The organism is Selenomonadales bacterium 4137-cl, from assembly GCA_032334055.1.
GTDB classification, from domain to species: domain Bacteria; phylum Bacillota; class Negativicutes; order Sporomusales; family UBA7701; genus Anaeroselena; species Anaeroselena agilis.
The window spans coordinates 1,073,773-1,090,631 of record JAUOZS010000001.1 but is presented as its reverse complement, the minus strand read 5'-3'; the positions used below and the strand labels follow the sequence as shown (position 1 = coordinate 1,090,631).

Genomic DNA, 16,859 nt, shown 5'->3' with positions numbered 1-16,859 from the left:
GCTCTACGCTAAAAAACGCCAACAGGAAAACTGAGGAGGTGGCAAAATGGTAAAACCCCGCAACCCGGAAAAAGACCCCGCGGCCGTCAGGGCCAACGCGCAGGAAGGCTACGGCGCCGGCAACCCGGAACCGGCCCAGTTCAAGGCGGGGGTGGGCAAAAACGGCAAAAAGCCTTCCTGAAGCATGGGCCCGGGCGCATTTTAACGAGACAATAGCGGAGGTGATAACATGGGCTTCAAGGACCTGCCAGGCGGCCAGAACGCCAAGGCCAAAAACAGCCGCGTCGAGCTGTCGAGCGACATATCCCCCCAGAAAAAAGAATCCCCCAAGGAAAAATAGTCTCTCCCACGGGGCGGCCTGGGCCGCCCCGTTCTGTTTTCAACTCCGCAAAGGAATATGTTGGTTTATGTCGAAGGAAATTTACATAAGCGTGATCCCGCCTTCAGGGGGTAAATATGCAGCATCAACTCGCCGCCGACAAGCACGTAGTCACGAGGCTCCGGGCAGGGTTCCATAACCAACTGCTCCAATTCCTCTTCCACACCAGCCGTGACTTCCTCTTCGTCATCGAATACCGCGGACCAGACAATCCGGCTGTCCTCCTGGAAGTCAACGATATCGCCTGCGAAAGGCTAGGCTACTCCCGTCGGGAACTGGCGGACCTCTACCCCGGAGGCATCATGACTCCCGCAACGGCAGCCAAGCTGCCGTCCGTGCGGTCCAGGCTCCTGGAAGGGGAAGCCGTGCGGGAAGAACTGGTCCTCGTCGCGAAAAACGGCGTGACGATACCGACCGAACTCAACGCCGACCTGATCCACTACCGGGGCAAGAAAGTCATCCTGGGCATCTGCCGCGACATCGCCGACCGCCAGAGCCTGGAAGGCGCCTGGCAACATCTCCTGAAAGGCCTCGAAGCCGAAGTTTCCCAGCGTACCGCCGAACTGATGGACATCAACCGTCAGCTCCAGGCGGAAATCCTCGAACGCGCCGTCGCCGAAGAAGCGCTGGCCGATAAAGAGCGGCAGCTCCGCCTCCTCACCGACAACATGCTCGATACCGTCCTCCAGGTCGACCCTGCCGGCATAATCAAGTTCGTCACCCCCTCCTGCCACACCATGCTCGGTTACCCGCCCTCCGCCGTTCTCGGCAAACGCATTGTCGACTTCATCCACCCCGACGACGTCGAAGTCGTCGACGCCGACTTTCGGCGAATACTGACCACCGGCGCGCCGGTCGGCGCCCAGTACCGGGTGCGCCATGCCGCCGGCCATTGGGTGTGGGCGGAGAGCATCTCCAAAAGCATAGCTGACGAACAGGGCAATATCCTGGGAACGGTCACCTGCTGCCGGGACGTCACCAGCCGCAAGCGCATTGAGCAGCAGCTCAAATACCAGGCCATCCGCGACCCAGTCACCGGCCTTCACAACCGCACCTACTTCGAGATCGAGATGGCCCGCCTGGCCGATCCCGCCCTCCACCCCGTCGGCCTGATCATCTGCGACCTCGACGGCCTCAAATACATCAACGACACCCTCGGCCACGACGCCGGCGACCAACTCCTGGCCAACCTCGCCGAGCTCATCCGCGACCCCTTCAACGACAACGAAGTCGTCGCCCGCATCGGCGGCGACGAGTTCGCCATCATCCTCCCCAACGCCGACGAAGCCTCGCTGACCGCCGCCCGCGCACGCATCACCGCCGGCATCGAAGCCTACAACGGCAAAAACCCGACCATCCCTCTCTGCGTCTCGGTCGGCATTGCCATCACCGGCCCCACGCTGAGCATCAACGGCCTGTTCAAAGAAGCCGACAACTCCATGTACCGGGAAAAACTTTTGAGCCAGCACTCCAGCCGCAGCTCAGTCGTCCAGGCTCTCAAAAAGGCGCTCGAAGTACGCGACTTCGTAACCGAAGGTCACGCCACCCGCCTGCGCGACCTCACCCTCCGACTGGCGAAAGCCTGCGGCTTCCCCGACTATAAACACACCGACCTACGCCTGTTCGCCGAGTTCCATGACATCGGCAAAGTCGGTATTCCCGACCATATCCTCTTCAAACCCGATCACCTTACTCCGGGGGAACTCAAGGTTATGCGCAGTCACGCCGAAATCGGCCACCGCATCGCCGTCTCCACCCCCGACCTCGAACCGATCGCCGACTGGATCCTCAAACACCACGAATGGTGGAACGGCAAAGGCTACCCGCTCGGCCTCAAAGGCGCGAAAATCCCGCTCGAATGCCGCATGCTCGCCATCGCCGACGCCTACGACGCCATGACCAACGACCGCCCTTACCGCAAAGCCATGCCACCGGCTGAAGCGCTGGCCGAAATCGAACGCTGCGCCGGCAGCCAGTTCGACCCGGACCTCGTCGAGCGTTTCACCCGCCTGATCGCCCAGGACTAACCGCCCTCCGCCGCTCCAAAATATGAAAAGCTTCCGGATATTATCCGGAAGCTTTTCCCGTTCCCGGCGTAATTTCTTCACCGGGTCACCTCGATCGCATAGTTGGCGCCGGAATTGTTGTCCCAGTGGCCGGCGCTGTCGTGGAAACAAAGGTTGAGCGAATCGGCCGCGGCCACCGGAACGGCGGCCGAGAAGCCATTGGCGGTGCGCACCATTTTGTAGTCGAGCGACCCTTCCCAGGCATCGCCGAAACCGAAGCGGACATACAGCCGATCCGCGCCGTTACTGGCGAGAAGGCCGCTGTAGGCGACGTGGACGGTTTCGCCTTTGGACGGGAAGGCGGGGCGGACCAACAGGCCGTTGGCGGCGTATTTACGGTTGATGCGACGGGTCATGGCGGTCATCCTCCCCTTCTGGCATTGTCTGGCATTAGCGTACGTTTTTCTGGCATTTCGCCCTTGCAGGCTTCTGACATTTAGTATGCCCACCGCCGGCCGGATTGCTACCGGCCAGATTTTGCCGTCAGAACTAATGCTTTTTTCCTGCCAATTGGGTTAACGGCCATATTTTTCCGCCAGGGCGGCCAGTTTGGCGGCGGTTTCCGGCGTTATGTCGCCTTCCTCATAGCGCCAGGCCCAGTTGCCGCCGCCGACCGTGCCGGGGGTGTTCATGCGCGCCTCGCCGCCGATGCAGAGGATGTCCTGGAGGGGGATGATCGCCAGGCAGGCGGTCGCCTGGTAGGCGGTTTCGATGTACCGCCAGCAGACGTCGCCGTCCGCGTCGCTGTCGCCGGTGCGCGCCCGGTGCCAGCCGAGGATGGTGTCGTTGTCGTGGGTGCCGGTGTAGACGACGGCGTTGTCCTCGCCGTCCGGCCAGTCGCCGCCCTCCAGGGCGAACTGGAGGATCTTCATGCCGGGAAGGGCGAATTTGTCGCGCAGGCTTTCGACGGCCGGGGTGATGACGCCGAGGTCTTCGGCGATGACGGGCAGACGGCCGAAGTGCTTTTCCAGGGTGTCGAAAAAGGGCGCGCCGGGGCCTTTGACCCATTCGCCCCGCTCGGCGGTCGCTTCGCCGTAGGGTACCGCCCAGAAGGCCTCGAAGCCTCGGAAGTGATCGATGCGGACGGCGTCGGCCAGCCTGAGCGCCTGGGCGAGCCGCTCCCGCCACCAGCGGTAGCCGTCGGCGGCCATGGCGTCCCAGTCATAGAGGGGGTTGCCCCACAGCTGGCCGGTGGCGCTGAAGTAGTCGGGGGGGACGCCGGCGACGGCCAGCGGGCGGCCGGCGGCGTCGAGGCGGAAGAGGTGACGGTTGGCCCACACGTCGGCCGAGTCGTGGGCGACGAAGATGGGCAGGTCGCCGATGAGCTTGACGCCTTTGGCGTTGGCGTAGTTCTTGAGGGCGCGCCACTGGGCGAAGAAGCGGTACTGTTCGCGGCGGCGTCGTTCGAGGTCGTCGGCCAGCAACGGTCCGTAGCGCTCAGCCGCGCCCGGCTCCCACTCCGTCCAGGGCAGGCCGCCGAAGCGGTCTTTAAGGGCGGCGTAAAGGGCGTAGTTGTCGAGCCACAGGGCGTTTTCGGCCAGAAAGGCTTGGTAGCCCGCTTCGTCGACGGCGATCGCCGGCGAGATGAGGGCGGGGTTGCCGGCGAAGGCCGAGGCGCTCTGGTAGGGGGACGCGCCGAGGCCGGGAGGGTTCAGGGGCAGTATCTGCCACCATTTCTGGCCGGCGGCGGCCAGCCAGTCGACGAAGCGGTAGGCGGACGGGCCGAGGTCGCCGCCGGGCAGCGAGGTGGGGTGCAGGAGGACGCCGGCGGCCCGCGCAAAGGCGGGCGGGTCTTCGCGGCGCTTGAGGAGGAGGGCGCCGGACAGCGGACCGAGGACAAGGCTTAGTTTACCGTCGCGAACGGGAACAGGCGAGTAGTCGGCGAGGGCGTTGTAGAGCTCGCCGTCGGCGTAGTGGCCGAGGTCGAGGTCAAGGCGGACGGGCTCGTGACGCGAGCGGTTCAAAAGAACGACGGCGGTGTTGGCCTTTTCGGGGCGGCCGAAGGCGTCCTGGCCGCGACCGATGCGGCGGAGGTAGCCGTAAACGTCGCCCTGGGCATACAGCGGCAGCCATTCGCCGCCGCGAAGGACGGCGTGGCGATGGCGGAGGGCGGTGAGCTTGCGGTACCAGGCGAGGAGGTCGCCGTCTTCCCCTCCCCAGGGATAGGTGCCGCGGTTGAAGGGGTCGGTGTAGCCTTCGATGCCGGCCTCGTCGCCGTAGTAGACGCAGGGGGCGCCGGGGAAGGTCATCTGGAAGAGGGCGAGGAGCTTGAGGCGCGCCAGACCCAGGCGTCGCTGGGCAGGCGGCAGCCGGTAGCGGGCCTGGTCGATGATCGACATTCTTTCCGGGTCGGGCGCCTCGCCGAGGAGGGTGAGGGCGCGTGGGACGTCGTGGCTGCCAAGGAGGTTCATCGAGGCGTAGAAGTTTTCACGGGGGTAGTTCTCGTACAGGCTCATGAGGGCGGCGTGGACCTCGCCCGCGTCTCGGCGGCCGAGGGCGAAGTCGAGGAGGACGGCCCGGAAAGGGTAGCCGGTGGCGGCGTCGAGGCCGTCGCCGAGGAAGTATCGCCGCCGGGCGCCGTAGCTTTCCTTGTTGGAGGCGTCTTCCCATACTTCGCCGATGAGGACGGCGTCGGGGTCTTCCTCTTTGAGCACGGCCCGCAGGCGGCGGATGAATTCGTCGGGCAGTTCGTCGGCGACGTCGAGGCGCCAGCCTTTGACGCCGGCCCGCGCCCAGTGGCGGGCGACGCTGTCCCGTCCTTCGATGATGAAGTCGACGTAGGAGGGCTCGAGTTCGTTGACGTTGGGGAGGGTGCCGATGCCCCACCAGGATTCGTATTCGTCGGGCCAGCGGCTGAAGCGGTACCAGTCGTAGCAGGGGGATTCGCGCGACTGGTAGGCCCCAAGCTCCGGATAACGGCCGTCACGGTTGAAGTAGCGGCTGTCGCTGCCGGTGTGGCTGAAGACGCCGTCGAGGATGACCTTCATGCCGAGTTCGCCGGCGCGGGCGCACAGGGCGGCGAACAGGGCGTTGTCGCCGAACATCGGGTCGATGGCCTTGTAGTCGCCGGTGTCGTATTTGTGGTTGCTGGGCGATTCGAAGATGGGGTTGAAGTAGAGGACGGTGACGCCGAGGTCCTTGAGGTAGGGCAGTTTGGCCAGGACGCCGCGGAGGTTGCCGCCGAAGAAGTCGTAGGCGAAAATTGCGCCGGTGCGCGGGTCGCGGACGTAGAAGGGGATGGCGTCCCAGTAGGGGTGGATGAGGCTGTTGCGCGGGGGGTTCACTATCGCGCCGCCGGGGTTGCCGTTATAAAAGCGGTCGACGAAGATCTGGTAGATGACGGCGTCTTTGAGCCACTGCGGCGTTGTGGCTCCCGGCCGGTGAACGGTTATCTGCCAGGCGGCCGGGGTGTGGTCGTAGAGTTGGCCGCAGCCGCCTTGGCGGGCGGAGTTATTGCCGTAGCGGAAGGTGCGGCCGTGGCGGTGAAGGACAAAGGAGTACCACAGCAGGCCGGGGTCGGCGGGGGCGACGATTTCGGCCTGATAGACTCTGTGGTCGCCTTCTTCGCGCCACAGGGCCATGGGGATGTCCTCTTCGCCCCCGGCGTCCCGCCAGAGGCGGAGGACGGCGGCGTCAGGCCGGTCGGGGGTGCGGACGGCGAGCCGCAGGGTGACGGGGGTGCGACAGGAAACAGCCCCGAAAGGGCTGCGGTAGAACTGATTGTGCGAATCGTGGAGGAGCCAGTCGTTGTCCATGCTTCACCTGCGCTCATGAATTAGCTGGGGCCGCTATTTCCCAAAGTCGTTCCAGTAGGCATAGGCTTCGTACATCTGCGACAGTGTGCCTGCTTTATCTCTGGCCTCGATCATGCCCTTGGCCCTGGCGATGCTTAGGCCCAAGCCCTGGATGTCGTCGCGTTCGACGCTGAACTGGATGCGTTTGGTGAGGATGCGGTGCGCTTTGTCGAGTTTCTCGACATCCTGGCGGGCGGCGTCCCAGTCGTCGGCGCCGACGTCGGCGGCGATCTTCTGGATATAGCGCGGGACGTCGTCGTCTTCGCCGGTGGGCAGCTTAAGGTAGAGGCCGCTCTGCATGACGGCGACGAACAGGACCAGCACCACGACCGGGACGGCGTAGTAAAAGAATCTGATCATAAGTACTCCTAGCTCGGCCCGGGAAAATCGCCCGGGTCGGTTATTTTCACCCTGTCTTTGTAGGGATCGATGAATAGCTGCCCCTGGGGGTCGACGAGCAGCATGAAGATTTCCTCCGGACCCCGGTAGCCGCGCGCCGCGAGCTCGGCCCGGAGCCAGCCGTGGTCTTTGCCGAGGTCGCGGAGGTTCTGGGTCATCACTTTGCCGTCGTAAATGATTTCGACGCACATTCCCCCGTACTGGGGGGTCATGTTGAGGTCCTGGGGGGTGACCGGCTGGTGCTGGGCCTTCTTCAGCACCGACAATTGCCCGTCAGTTTCCAGTACCGCGTAGGCCACCTGGCTGAGATCGAACACGCCCTTTTCCCTGAGCTGTTCGAGAAGGTCGGTCGCCCGGTAGCGCATGGTGCGCATGGCGCCTTCCATGATGTTGCCGTTCATGACGAGGATGGTGGGCTCGCCGCTGATGTATTTGGCGGCGTAGCGAGACTTGAGGGTGATGTATTGGAGGATGAGGACGCATACTATCCAGGTTACCAGCCCGACCCAATGGGGCCAGGCCCGGCTGGTGAGGTCGGTGGTCAGCGACGAGGCCGTCGAGCCGACGGTGATGCCCAGGACATAGTCGAAGAAGGTCAGTTGGCTTACCTGCTGCTTGCCGAGCAGGCGGGCGAAAATCAGCAGCGAAAAGAAGCCTATCAGGCCTCTGACCATTTCGACCAACGCTTCGTTCATTGTCAACCCCCCGGTGTCCTTGCTCCGGCCGGAGTCCGGCAGGATGTTATATCTTCCCCGCGACCGGCGGCCCCTATTCGCCTGGATAAATCGGCCGATTGCGTCTCACAATAGTCCCGTGAGAGGCCTTTGAAGCAGAATACCAGTAGGGGGGATAGGTTTGGAGCGGTCGGCGGGGGAAATCGCCCTGATTATTACGGTCAACACTAGTGTAAGCTACGTTTTTCTGCTGTTCGTGACCCGTATGCTCGGAAGGAAGGACATTTCCCAGCTCACCTTTTTCGACTTCGTCAACGCGATAACGATCGGCTCGATCATCGCCAACATCGCGATGGACCCCGACAGTCCGATGTGGTACGGTATTTTGAGCACGGCGGTCTGGGGCGCGTGGGTGATGGCGACCAACCTCCTGACGCTGAGAAGTCTGCCGGCCCGCAAGATTATCGACGGGGAGCCGATCGTGGTCATCCATAACGGCAAGATTCTCGAGGAAAATCTCGGCCGGCGCTACTATAATGTCAACGATGTGCTGATGCAGCTCAGAAACGAGAACATTTTCGATCCCAAACAGGTCGAGCTGGCGCTGATGGAGGCGAACGGCACGCTGAGTATCCTGAAAAAGTCACAGTTTCAGAACGTGACCAACCAGGATATCAATATTTCCCCCAAGCCGCAGCCAGGCTCCCTGCTGGCCGGCATGGAGCTGATCGTCGACGGTCAAGTCCTCCGCAAAAATTTGCGGTTTTCCGGCCTGACCGAGGAGGAGCTGCTTAAGAGGCTGGCGGCGCAAGGGGTCAACGATGTGCGGGAGGTTCTGGTGGCCGCCGGCCTGCCGGACGGGACGCTGTACGTGGACAAAAAGAAGGACGGCGAACGGGAGGGGTTGAAGAACCAGGACAAGTTGCTATGATGCGCAAGCCGCCCTCGGCAGGGCGGCTTGCTTTTTCAGTTATCAAGAATTAATTGTACGTGGCGTTGGAGAGGGTGGCCTGGAGGGCCGGACGCCGGGAGAGGGTGCAGCCGCCTTCGGCGCGGGCGAAGTCTTCGTCGGCGCTGCAGTAGCAGCGGACGGGGGCTTCGGGGCGCAGCCGCCAGATGTCGACGGCGTATTCGGTGAAGGTGCGGTCACCGGAGAATTTGCCGGAGTGGGCGATGTTGCGGACGGACATCGAGAGCCAGTGCCGGCGGTCGCGGTAACGGCGTTCGAGTTCCTTCTGGGCGTCGACGTAGGCGGCGAAGTCCTTGAGGACGAGGAAGTGGTCGCCATGGTGGAGGAAGGAGTCGAAGATGGGGCGGTATTCGTCGGGGCCGCCGGGCAGGAAGCCGTTGACAAGCTGGTCGAGGACGGTCTTTACCCGTTCGTCGCCGCAGTAGATGTCCCAGGGGTTGTAGCCGCCGCGCTCGTAGATGTTGAGGACTTCGTCGGCGGTGAGGCCGAAGGTGATGATGTTGTCCTCGCCGACGGCGTTTCTGATTTCGATGTTGCCGCCGTCGAGGGTGCCGATGATTACCGAGCCGTTCATGATGAATTTCATGTTGCCGGTGCCGCAGGCTTCGCGGCTGGCGGTGGGAATCTGTTCGCTGACGTCGGTGGCGGGGAGGAGTTTTTCGAGGAGGGAGACGTTGTAGTTTTCGAGGAAGACGACTTTGATTTTGTCGTTAATGGTTTTGTCGCGGTTGATTTTGTCGGCGAGGGCGTTGATGAATCTGATCGTCAGCTTGGCGAGCCGGTAGGCGGGGGCGGCTTTGCCGCCGAAGATGAAGGTCCGGGGGGTGAGGTCCATGCCGGGGTCGGCTTTGAGGCGGTTGTAGAGGTGCATGATGTGGAAGGCGTTGAGGGTCTGACGTTTGTAGCCGTGGATGCGTTTGACGTGGGTGTCGAAGATCGAGTCAGGGTCGATTCTGACGCCGGTGGCGTCGAGGATTTGGGCAGCCAGCTTGCTTTTGTGCCAGCGACGGATGGCGGCGAGTTTGTCCTGGAAGGCGGGGTCGGCGGCGTGGGGCAGCAGGCCGAGGAGGTCGCAGGGGTACTGGACCCATTGCTCGCCGACGGTTTCGCCGAGGAGGGCGGCGAGCTGGGGGTTGGCTTTGATGAGGAAGCGGCGGTGGGTGACGCCGTTGGTTTTGTTGTTGAATTTGTCGGGGTAGAATTGGTGGAAGTCGCTCATGACCCGTTCCTTGAGGATACGGGTGTGGAGCTGGGCGACGCCGTTGACGCTGTGGCTGCCGGCGATGGCGAGGTGGGCCATGCGGATGGTGCCGTCGGCGATGACCGCCATGGCGCGGATGTGGTCCCAGTCGCCGGGGTAGCGCTGCCACAGTTCGCGGCAGAACCGTTCGTTGATTTCGTTGACGATGACGAAGATGCGCGGCAACAAGGCCTGGAAGAGGTCGACCGGCCAGGTCTCGAGGGCTTCGGGCATGATGGTGTGGTTGGTATAGGAGATGGTGGCGACTGTGAGGCTCCAGGCTTCGTCCCAGCCCATGCCGTGCTCGTCGATGAGGAGGCGCATGAGTTCGGGGACGGCTAAGGCGGGATGGGTGTCGTTGATGTGGACGGCGACGTGGTCGCTGAGACGGGTGAGGGGAATGTCGCGGCGCGCGAGGTCGGCGAGGATGGCCTGGAGGCTGGCGCTGGTGAGGAAGTAGTGCTGCTTGAGCCTGAGCACCCGGCCGTCGCGGGTGGAGTCGTCGGGATAGAGGACGCTGGTGATGGCTTCGACGTCGTTTTTGTATTCGATGGTTTTGAGGCAGTCGTTGCGGTTGGTGGCCGAGCAGACGAAGTCGGTGCGGTGCGGTTCGGCGCTCCAGAGGCGGAGGGTGTTGACGGTGTCGTTCAGGTGGCCGACGACGGGGACGTCGTAGGGGACGGCCAGGACCGATTCGTAGTTTTCGTGACGGTAGCGGAGTTTGCCGTTGAGCTCAGGCGTGACGGTGCCGCCGAAACGGATTTCGACGGCTTCGTCGGAGCGGCGGAATTCGTAGATGAAGCCGGTTTTGAGCCAGTCGTCGGGGACTTCGATCTGGCGGCCGTTGACGAAGTCTTGTTCGAAGAAGCCGTAGCGGTATCTTAGGCCGCAGCCGTGGCCGGGAAGGCTTTCGGCGGCCATCGAGTCGAGGTAGCAGGCGGCGAGGCGCCCGAGGCCGCCGTTGCCGAGGCCGGGGTCTTCTTCGCTTTCGAGGATGGCGGCGAGATCGACGCCGAGGTCGAAGAAGGCGGCGGCGACGGTGTCGCGAAGGCCGAGGTTGATGAGGTACATGTCGGTGAGGCGGCCGAGGAGGAATTCAATAGACAGGTAGTAGACCTGCTTCCCCTGCCGCTGCCTGCGGCGCGACAGCAGCCACCGCTGGCCAATATAGTCCCGGATCAGGCTGCTGAGGGCCTGGTACCTCTCGCCGTCGGAGGTCTCTTCGAGCGGTTTGCCGTGCAGTTTCGCCACTTTGTCCAGGTACTGCCGTTGGAATTCTTCTTTGTCGATGTTCATGGGCGACCTCCTTGACGACGAGTTGATCATATAGTGCGAGGTAGCGCTGCGCCGACCGTTCCCAACCGTAGTCGCCGCTCATGGCGGTTTTAACGAGGGACCGCCAGACGGGCCGGTCGCTGTAGTGGGAGAGCGCCCAGCGCAGGGTGTGGAGCATGTCGTGGGCGTTGTAGTTGGCGAAGCTGAAGCCGTTGCCTTCGCCGGTGTAGCGGTTGTAGGGGCGGACGGTGTCGCGCAGGCCGCCGGTTTCGCGGACGAGCGGCAGGGCGCCGTAGCGCATGGCGGTGAGCTGGGCGAGGCCGCAGGGCTCGAAGAGGGAGGGCATGAGGAAGAGGTCGGCGGCGGCGAGGATGCGGCGGTACATGGCGTCGTCGAAGGGGAGGACGGTGGCCTGGCCGGGATGGCGGAAGGCGAGGTCCCGGAAGAAGGCTCGATACCAGTCTTCGCCGTCGCCCATGACGACGAGCTGCAGGTCCATGGCGAGGATTTCTTCGGCGACGCGGATGATGAGGTCGAAGCCTTTCTGGCGGACGAGCCGGGCGACGACGGCGACGAGCGGCGTTTCGGCCCTGACGGCCAAACCGAGGGCTTCCTGGAGCCTGAGTTTGTTGTCGCGTTTTCCTTCCAGGCAGCCGTCCGGTTCGTAGCGGCGGAAGATATGGGGGTCGACCGCGGGGTCGTAGCTTTCGCAGTCGATGCCGTTGAGGATGCCGGTGAGGTCGCCGCTCCGCCGCCTGAGGAGGCCGTCGAGCATTTCGCCGTGAAAGGGGTGGCGGATTTCTTCGGCGTAACTGGGGCTGACGGTGGTGACGCGGTCGGCGTAGACGATGCCGGCTTTCATAAAGCTGACCTGGTCGTAGAATTCGAGGCCGTCCGCGGTGAAGTGGTCCCAGCCGAGGTCGACGACGTCGCCCATGACGGTTTTGGGGAAGACGCCCTGGTGTTTGAGGTTGTGGATGGTGAAGACGGTGCGGGCGGTGCCGCCGTGGGCGGCGCGGTAGGCGGGGATGAGGCCGGCGTGCCAGTCGTGGCAGTGGATGATGTCGGGCCTGAAGCCGAGGTGGGGCAGGGCGGCGTGGACGGCGCGGGCGAAGTAGGCGTAGCGCTCGGCTTCGTCGTAGTGGCCGTAAAGGTACGGACGGTCGAAGTAGTAGCGGTTGTCGATAAAATAAAAAGGCACGTCACGGTGCCTGTAGGCGAGGAGGCCGCAGTACTGCCGCCGCCAGCCGACCGGAACGGTCGTCTCTTTTATGAGGGCCATTTCGGCCCGCAGGCCGGGCGGAATGGAGGCGTACAGCGGCATGATGACTCTGGCGTCGACACCCAGCCGCCGGAGCGCTCCCGGCAGGGAGCCGACGACTTCGCCCAGACCGCCGCTTTTGGCGAAGGGGGCGGCTTCGGCGGCGGCGAACAGCACGTTTGTCATGGGCGGTTGTCGTCCCTTCTTTCGTGGTGGTTTTTTGGCACGTCGGGATTATTGTATGCCGCCGGCGGGTATGTTTATGCGGCCGGGAAAAGAAAAAAGCCCGCGATGGGCGGGGATGGATAGGCCGGACGCAAAATTTTTTTGGCAAAAAAGCCACTTTGGACGAAAAGTGGACTTTTAGTGGACGGTTTGACAAAAAAGCGTGATATGATGGTATCGTCAAGAAGACCGCCGGAAAGGCGGTTTTCTTATTTTTATGCCGGAAAACGGCAAGGAGGAGAGAGTATGAACGCGAAAACCAGAGAGGAAGAGTATCTAAGGAGGATGAAGGCGCTGGGGTATGAACCGGATTTAAGGGGGATGGACGACGACGACATCAAGTGGGAACTCGGCAAGATGGAGGAGGCCGACCGGAGGCGGGAGCCGCCCCCTGAGCAGCCGCTGCGGACGGTGTACCGCCCCGTGGACCCCGGCCTGAAGGCGCGGATACTTCGCATGTTCGGCCAGCCGTACGACGAGAGCGCCATCCCCAAGGGGCAGGAGTTTTATCTCAACGGTTGGGACAACGGGGAGGATGAGTACAGATTGCAGAAGAAACCTGCGCCGGATATGTTGAATCCGTTGGGTGGCGGAATGAAGCGTCCGGAAGAGCCGCTCAATTATTGGGATACGGTGCTGAAGGGGAGCCAGAGCAACGGTAATATTTTTGAGCCATATCTGAAGCCGCTTACCACTTTTCCGGAGCAGAATAGCTCGGTGCATCCCACCCGAGATAATATGTATACTCAGTATAGTTACGAACCAAGCGGACATGACGCGGGGGTGCATATGAAGGGCGGAGATGGCGGGACTAATAAGGATGTGGATGACAGCGGCCAAACCAAAGAATCCGGAGATCATTACATCCTCTACAGTCAGGAAGATCAACGTTTTTACTGGATTAATGGGCAGACTGGAACAGTTGTCAATTCATGGGCAGGCAGCAATAAGTTCGTTCCCGGAGTGAATGAAAATGGCGTACCGCGAGAATCGTTACCTATTGGGACATATGAGGTGTCTGCGGAAATCTCGGACGGCAAGTATGGCCCTGCGTACGGCACATTCTACATCACTACCGGCGACCCCCGCGGCAGGGATATACACGGCGGCGGAACAGGGCTAGACGATCCATACGCCCCAAACCACGAATTGTTACCTACACACGGCTGTCTAAGAATGCAAAACGCTGACGGTACAGATCTTAGCCGGCGTATTATCGGCCAGGGCAACAAAGTACGCTTGGTTGTGATTAACGGGCCGGCAAAACTTAGCGGTAACGATCTGAGATGATGGCGGTGACAAAATGAAACCTGGCCAATCGGCCAGGTTTCATTTTGTCCGGTTATTGTTGATTTACACTTTTATGCTCTATAGCCCTTACCCAAAGAAAAGACCGTACCAGCGAGATGAAAACGTCACAATTCTTTTCGGCCAGGTCCCTGGGGGCGGTTAGGGCAAGAATTACATAGTTATTCCATTTTTCACCGGGATCGATATAGCAGAGGAAGTCGATCTGATTGTCGTTAATAATGTATTTTCTTGAAGCATGCTCGTATTTGAGGTTGGAGATATCAAAGGCTTCGAAGGCTATCCTTTTTTTCTTCTGGGAAAAGGCGTCCATATCGGCCTGGATGTGCTGGGAGACGGTGAGGCCGTTCTTGGCGAGAACCCGAATATACATAAGGGCTGGGGAGGAGTTGAAATCGTAGCCGGGCATGCGGAAATAGACGTTAACCCGGTAGCGGTTGGCGTCGTTGGTTATTCCTTCCCAGCCGGACGGCTCGGTTACTTTGAAGGCAAAGTCCTTGCCGTGAACAATGAGCGCGTCCTCTGCGAAGGCAACACCGCCGAAGCAGAATAAAACAAGCAAGGTAAGGAGCGCACACTTGACGATTCTCATGCCGTTTAACCTCTTAAAAACCGCATTCCATTTAGTTTAATATTTTGACAAAATAAGGCAATTTCCTCTTTTTCGCCAATTATCGCCGGGCGTGCCCGCTCCCCTGTCCCTGGAATGCCGGAGCCGTTCAGAAGTGCCCAGATGCAAGGCGCACCGGAGGATGACACCGGAAGCGTACACGAACGTACGCTGAGGATGGCAGCCGAGGAGCAACGCCGCAGATGGGTGCTTAGGGCGGCTCCCCTGTTATTTGCCGGAAAACACCGGGGGGCGTTTTTGCTGGAAGGCAAGTACCCCTTCCCTATGATCTTCGGTCGCGGCGCACACGGTCTGGAGGTCGGCTTCGTATTCGAGGACGGCGTCGAGGTCGAGGTCGAAGCTGCGGCCGATGATTTTTTTCATGCAGCCGAGGGCGACGGGGGCGGCGGCGGCGAGGCGGGCGGCGAATTCGCCGGCGACGGCGGCGAGGCTGTCAGGGTCGGCGAGACGGGTTACGAGGCCGAGGGCGAGGGCGGTGTCGGCGTCGATGAGGTCGGCGGTGAACATGAGTTCTTTGGCTTTGTGGGGGCCGACGAGGCGCGGCAATAGGTACATGCCGCCGCAGTCGGGGACGAGGCCTACTTTGGCGAAGCTTTGGGCGAAGCGGGCGGCGCGGGAGGCGATGACGATGTCGCAGGCGAGGGCGAGGTTGAAGCCGGCGCCGGCGGCAACGCCGTTGACCATGGCGATGACGGGTTTTTCGAGGCCCATGATGAGGGCGGCGAGGTTGCCGGTGTCTTTGATGAAGCGGCGGAAGGCGATTTTGTCGGCGAGGGAGGAGAGGAAGGCGAGGTCGCCGCCGGCGCAGAAGGCTTTGCCGCTGCCGGTGAGGATTATGCATCTAACTGCGGGGTCGGCCTCCAGGGCGCGTAGGGCGGCGGCGAGGCTGTCGACGAGGTCGCGGTTCAGGGCGTTCAAGACTTCGGGCCGGTTGAGGGTGAGGGTGGCGACGCCGCCGTCGCGGGTGACGAGGACGGGTTCGCTGGCCATTTTTTTGCCTCCTTTTTATGGATGAGAGGGGCGTCTCCCCTCCCCTATTATCGTTCTTCTTTGTGTTGCCGGGACCGTTCAGAAGGTCCCAGATGCTAGGCGGGCCGAGCATGGGCAGCGACGCGTACTCGAACGTACGCTAGCAAGCACGCGCAGGACCAAGTGCGTCCCTCTTAGCGCTTTAGCGGTTAGAGGGACGGCCTACCCCTTGCTGGTGCAACGCAGATGGGGCCTTATCAACGGTCCCCTTGTACCGCCTGATACATTGCTGCAAGAAATTCGGCGGCGTTGGGGATTACTTCTTCGTCAATGTCGAAGGCGGCGTTGTGGTGGCCGCCGCCGACGGGGGTGCCGAAGAGGGCGACGAGGGCCTGGCCGCCGCGGTCCTGGATGTGCTGCATGAGGAGGGTGACGTCTTCGGAGGCGTTGAAGGCGACGGAGGGGACGATGTGTTTGACGCTGGGGAGGCTGGCGGCGATTTTTTCGGCGAGGGTTATCATGGCGGGGGTGTTTTCGGCGACGCTGGCGACGGCGGCGGGGTTGATTTCGACGCCGAGGCCGTACATTTGGGCGGCGCCGTTGATGATTTCATGGGCTTTTTCGACCATGTAGGCGTTGATTTCGTTGGTGACGCCGCGGGTTTCGAAGCGGAAGTAGGCTTTGTCGGGGATGACGTTCCAGGTGGTGCCGGCGGTGTGGTAGCCGACGTTGATGCGGCTGGCGCCGAGGCCGTGGCGGGCGATGGCGTAGAGGTTGGTGATGGCGGCGCAGGAGCCGAGGAGGGCGTTGTTGCCCTGGTCGGGGCGGAGGGCGGCGTGGATGGGCCGGCCGGTGTAGGTGACTTCGAAGCGGTTGAGGGCCATGAAGCTGTGGACGTTGAGGCAGATGTGGCCGGTTTCTTTGACGGCAAGGCCGATGTGGCCGCTGAAGAGGTAGTCGAGGTCGTCGATGAGGCCGCTGGCGATGATGGCGGCGGCGCCGCCGAGGTTTTCTTCGTTGGGCTGGAAGATTATTTTGACGGTGCCGCGGAGGGTGGCGCGGTTGTCGGCAAAGTGTTTGGCGAGGAGGAGGCCGATGGCGGCGTGGGCGTCGTGGCCGCACATGTGGGCGCAACCGGGGTTGGCGGAGGCGAAGCCTTCGCGGACGGGCCGGTGGGCGGGGTCGGCGGTTTCGGGGGTTTCGTTGGCGTCGATGTCGAAGCGGAAGCCGACGGTGGGGCCGGGGAGGGCGCCTCTGAGGATGGCGATGACGCCGGTGTGGCCTTGTTTGGCGGGGGCGAGGTATTTTTCGCTGGCGCCGGCGGCGACGGCCTGGGCGTAAGCCCGGGCGAGTAGGTCGGCGTCGGGCGGCATGAATTGTTTGTCGGGGGGGATGATGTCGCGGCCCATTTTTATTTCGTAGCCCCAGGCAGCGAGTTTTTCGGCGATGAAGGCGGTGGCGAAGAGTTCGAGCCAGGCGGGCTGGGGACAGCGGTGGAGGGCGCGGCGCCATTCGATGGCGGCGGCTTTGTTGGCGGCGATGGAGTCGGTCATGGGGACACTTCCTTTCGGGAATTGGTGTGGTAGGCTTTTGGCCGTTGTTTGTATATTTGTCCGCCGGGGTGGAAAAACCTGCCGCGGGGCGAGAAAAAAGGCTCCCGCTGTTTTC

At 62.3% G+C, this 16,859-nt stretch carries 12 protein-coding genes and 1 pseudogene; 4 read left to right on the top strand and 9 right to left on the bottom strand.

The genetic code is table 11. The features are described 5' to 3' along the window. Nucleotides 1–46 precede the first annotated feature (46 nt). Both Q4T40_05580 and Q4T40_05575 read left to right on the top strand, forming a co-directional pair. On the top strand, nt 47–181 hold the full coding sequence (locus Q4T40_05580) for a hypothetical protein (protein ID MDT8900710.1): 135 nt from the start codon (nt 47–49) through the stop codon (nt 179–181). A gap of 275 nt (nt 182–456) precedes the next feature. Further along, nucleotides 457–2,406 (top strand): PAS domain S-box protein, encoded by a 1,950-nt coding sequence (locus tag Q4T40_05575; GenBank protein MDT8900709.1) that lies wholly within the window; start codon nt 457–459, stop codon nt 2,404–2,406. Nucleotides 2,407–2,483: 77 nt separating this feature from the next. On the opposite strand, the gene Q4T40_05570 is transcribed toward Q4T40_05575, so the two are convergent. The 4 genes from Q4T40_05570 to Q4T40_05555 all read right to left on the bottom strand — a co-directional run bounded on the left by Q4T40_05570 (nt 2,484) and on the right by Q4T40_05555 (nt 7,333). Beyond that, entirely contained in the window at nt 2,484–2,801 is a 318-nt protein-coding gene (locus Q4T40_05570; protein ID MDT8900708.1) for a carbohydrate-binding protein, read from the bottom strand. Between the two features lie 159 nt (nt 2,802–2,960). Continuing rightward, nucleotides 2,961–6,200, bottom strand: coding sequence for a 4-alpha-glucanotransferase (gene malQ, locus Q4T40_05565; GenBank protein MDT8900707.1), 3,240 nt, complete (start codon nt 6,198–6,200; stop codon nt 2,961–2,963). A gap of 33 nt (nt 6,201–6,233) precedes the next feature. Further along, complete coding sequence (locus Q4T40_05560) at nt 6,234–6,599, bottom strand: hypothetical protein (protein ID MDT8900706.1); 366 nt, start codon at nt 6,597–6,599, stop codon at nt 6,234–6,236. 8 nt (nt 6,600–6,607) lie between these two features. Beyond that, on the bottom strand, nt 6,608–7,333 hold the full coding sequence (locus tag Q4T40_05555; protein MDT8900705.1) for a DUF421 domain-containing protein: 726 nt from the start codon (nt 7,331–7,333) through the stop codon (nt 6,608–6,610). A gap of 160 nt (nt 7,334–7,493) precedes the next feature. Between Q4T40_05555 and Q4T40_05550 the strand changes: the two genes are divergently transcribed. Beyond that, nucleotides 7,494–8,243, top strand: coding sequence for a DUF421 domain-containing protein (locus tag Q4T40_05550; protein ID MDT8900704.1), 750 nt, complete (start codon nt 7,494–7,496; stop codon nt 8,241–8,243). A 49-nt stretch (nt 8,244–8,292) separates the two neighbouring features. On the opposite strand, the gene Q4T40_05545 is transcribed toward Q4T40_05550, so the two are convergent. Both Q4T40_05545 and glgA read right to left on the bottom strand, forming a co-directional pair. Beyond that, the gene (locus Q4T40_05545; protein ID MDT8900703.1) at nt 8,293–10,818 is read right to left on the bottom strand and encodes a glycogen/starch/alpha-glucan phosphorylase; all 2,526 of its coding nucleotides are present in this window, start codon (nt 10,816–10,818) and stop codon (nt 8,293–8,295) included. Nucleotides 10,819–10,834: 16 nt separating this feature from the next. Beyond that, nucleotides 10,835–12,244, bottom strand: a pseudogene (gene glgA / locus Q4T40_05540) (glycogen synthase GlgA). Nucleotides 12,245–12,529: 285 nt separating this feature from the next. Here glgA and Q4T40_05535 point away from each other — a divergent pair. After that, nucleotides 12,530–13,573 carry a L,D-transpeptidase gene (locus Q4T40_05535; protein ID MDT8900702.1) on the top strand — a complete coding sequence of 348 codons (1,044 nt, stop codon included), beginning with the start codon at nt 12,530–12,532 and terminating at the stop codon, nt 13,571–13,573. A 52-nt stretch (nt 13,574–13,625) separates the two neighbouring features. On the opposite strand, the gene Q4T40_05530 is transcribed toward Q4T40_05535, so the two are convergent. The 3 genes from Q4T40_05530 to Q4T40_05520 form a co-directional block, all read right to left on the bottom strand. Then, entirely contained in the window at nt 13,626–14,183 is a 558-nt protein-coding gene (locus tag Q4T40_05530) for a hypothetical protein (GenBank protein ID MDT8900701.1), read from the bottom strand. A 246-nt stretch (nt 14,184–14,429) separates the two neighbouring features. Next, entirely contained in the window at nt 14,430–15,212 is a 783-nt protein-coding gene (locus Q4T40_05525) for an enoyl-CoA hydratase-related protein (GenBank protein MDT8900700.1), read from the bottom strand. A 236-nt stretch (nt 15,213–15,448) separates the two neighbouring features. Continuing rightward, nucleotides 15,449–16,744 (bottom strand): amidohydrolase, encoded by a 1,296-nt coding sequence (locus tag Q4T40_05520; GenBank protein ID MDT8900699.1) that lies wholly within the window; start codon nt 16,742–16,744, stop codon nt 15,449–15,451. Between the last annotated feature and the right edge of the window lie 115 nt (nt 16,745–16,859).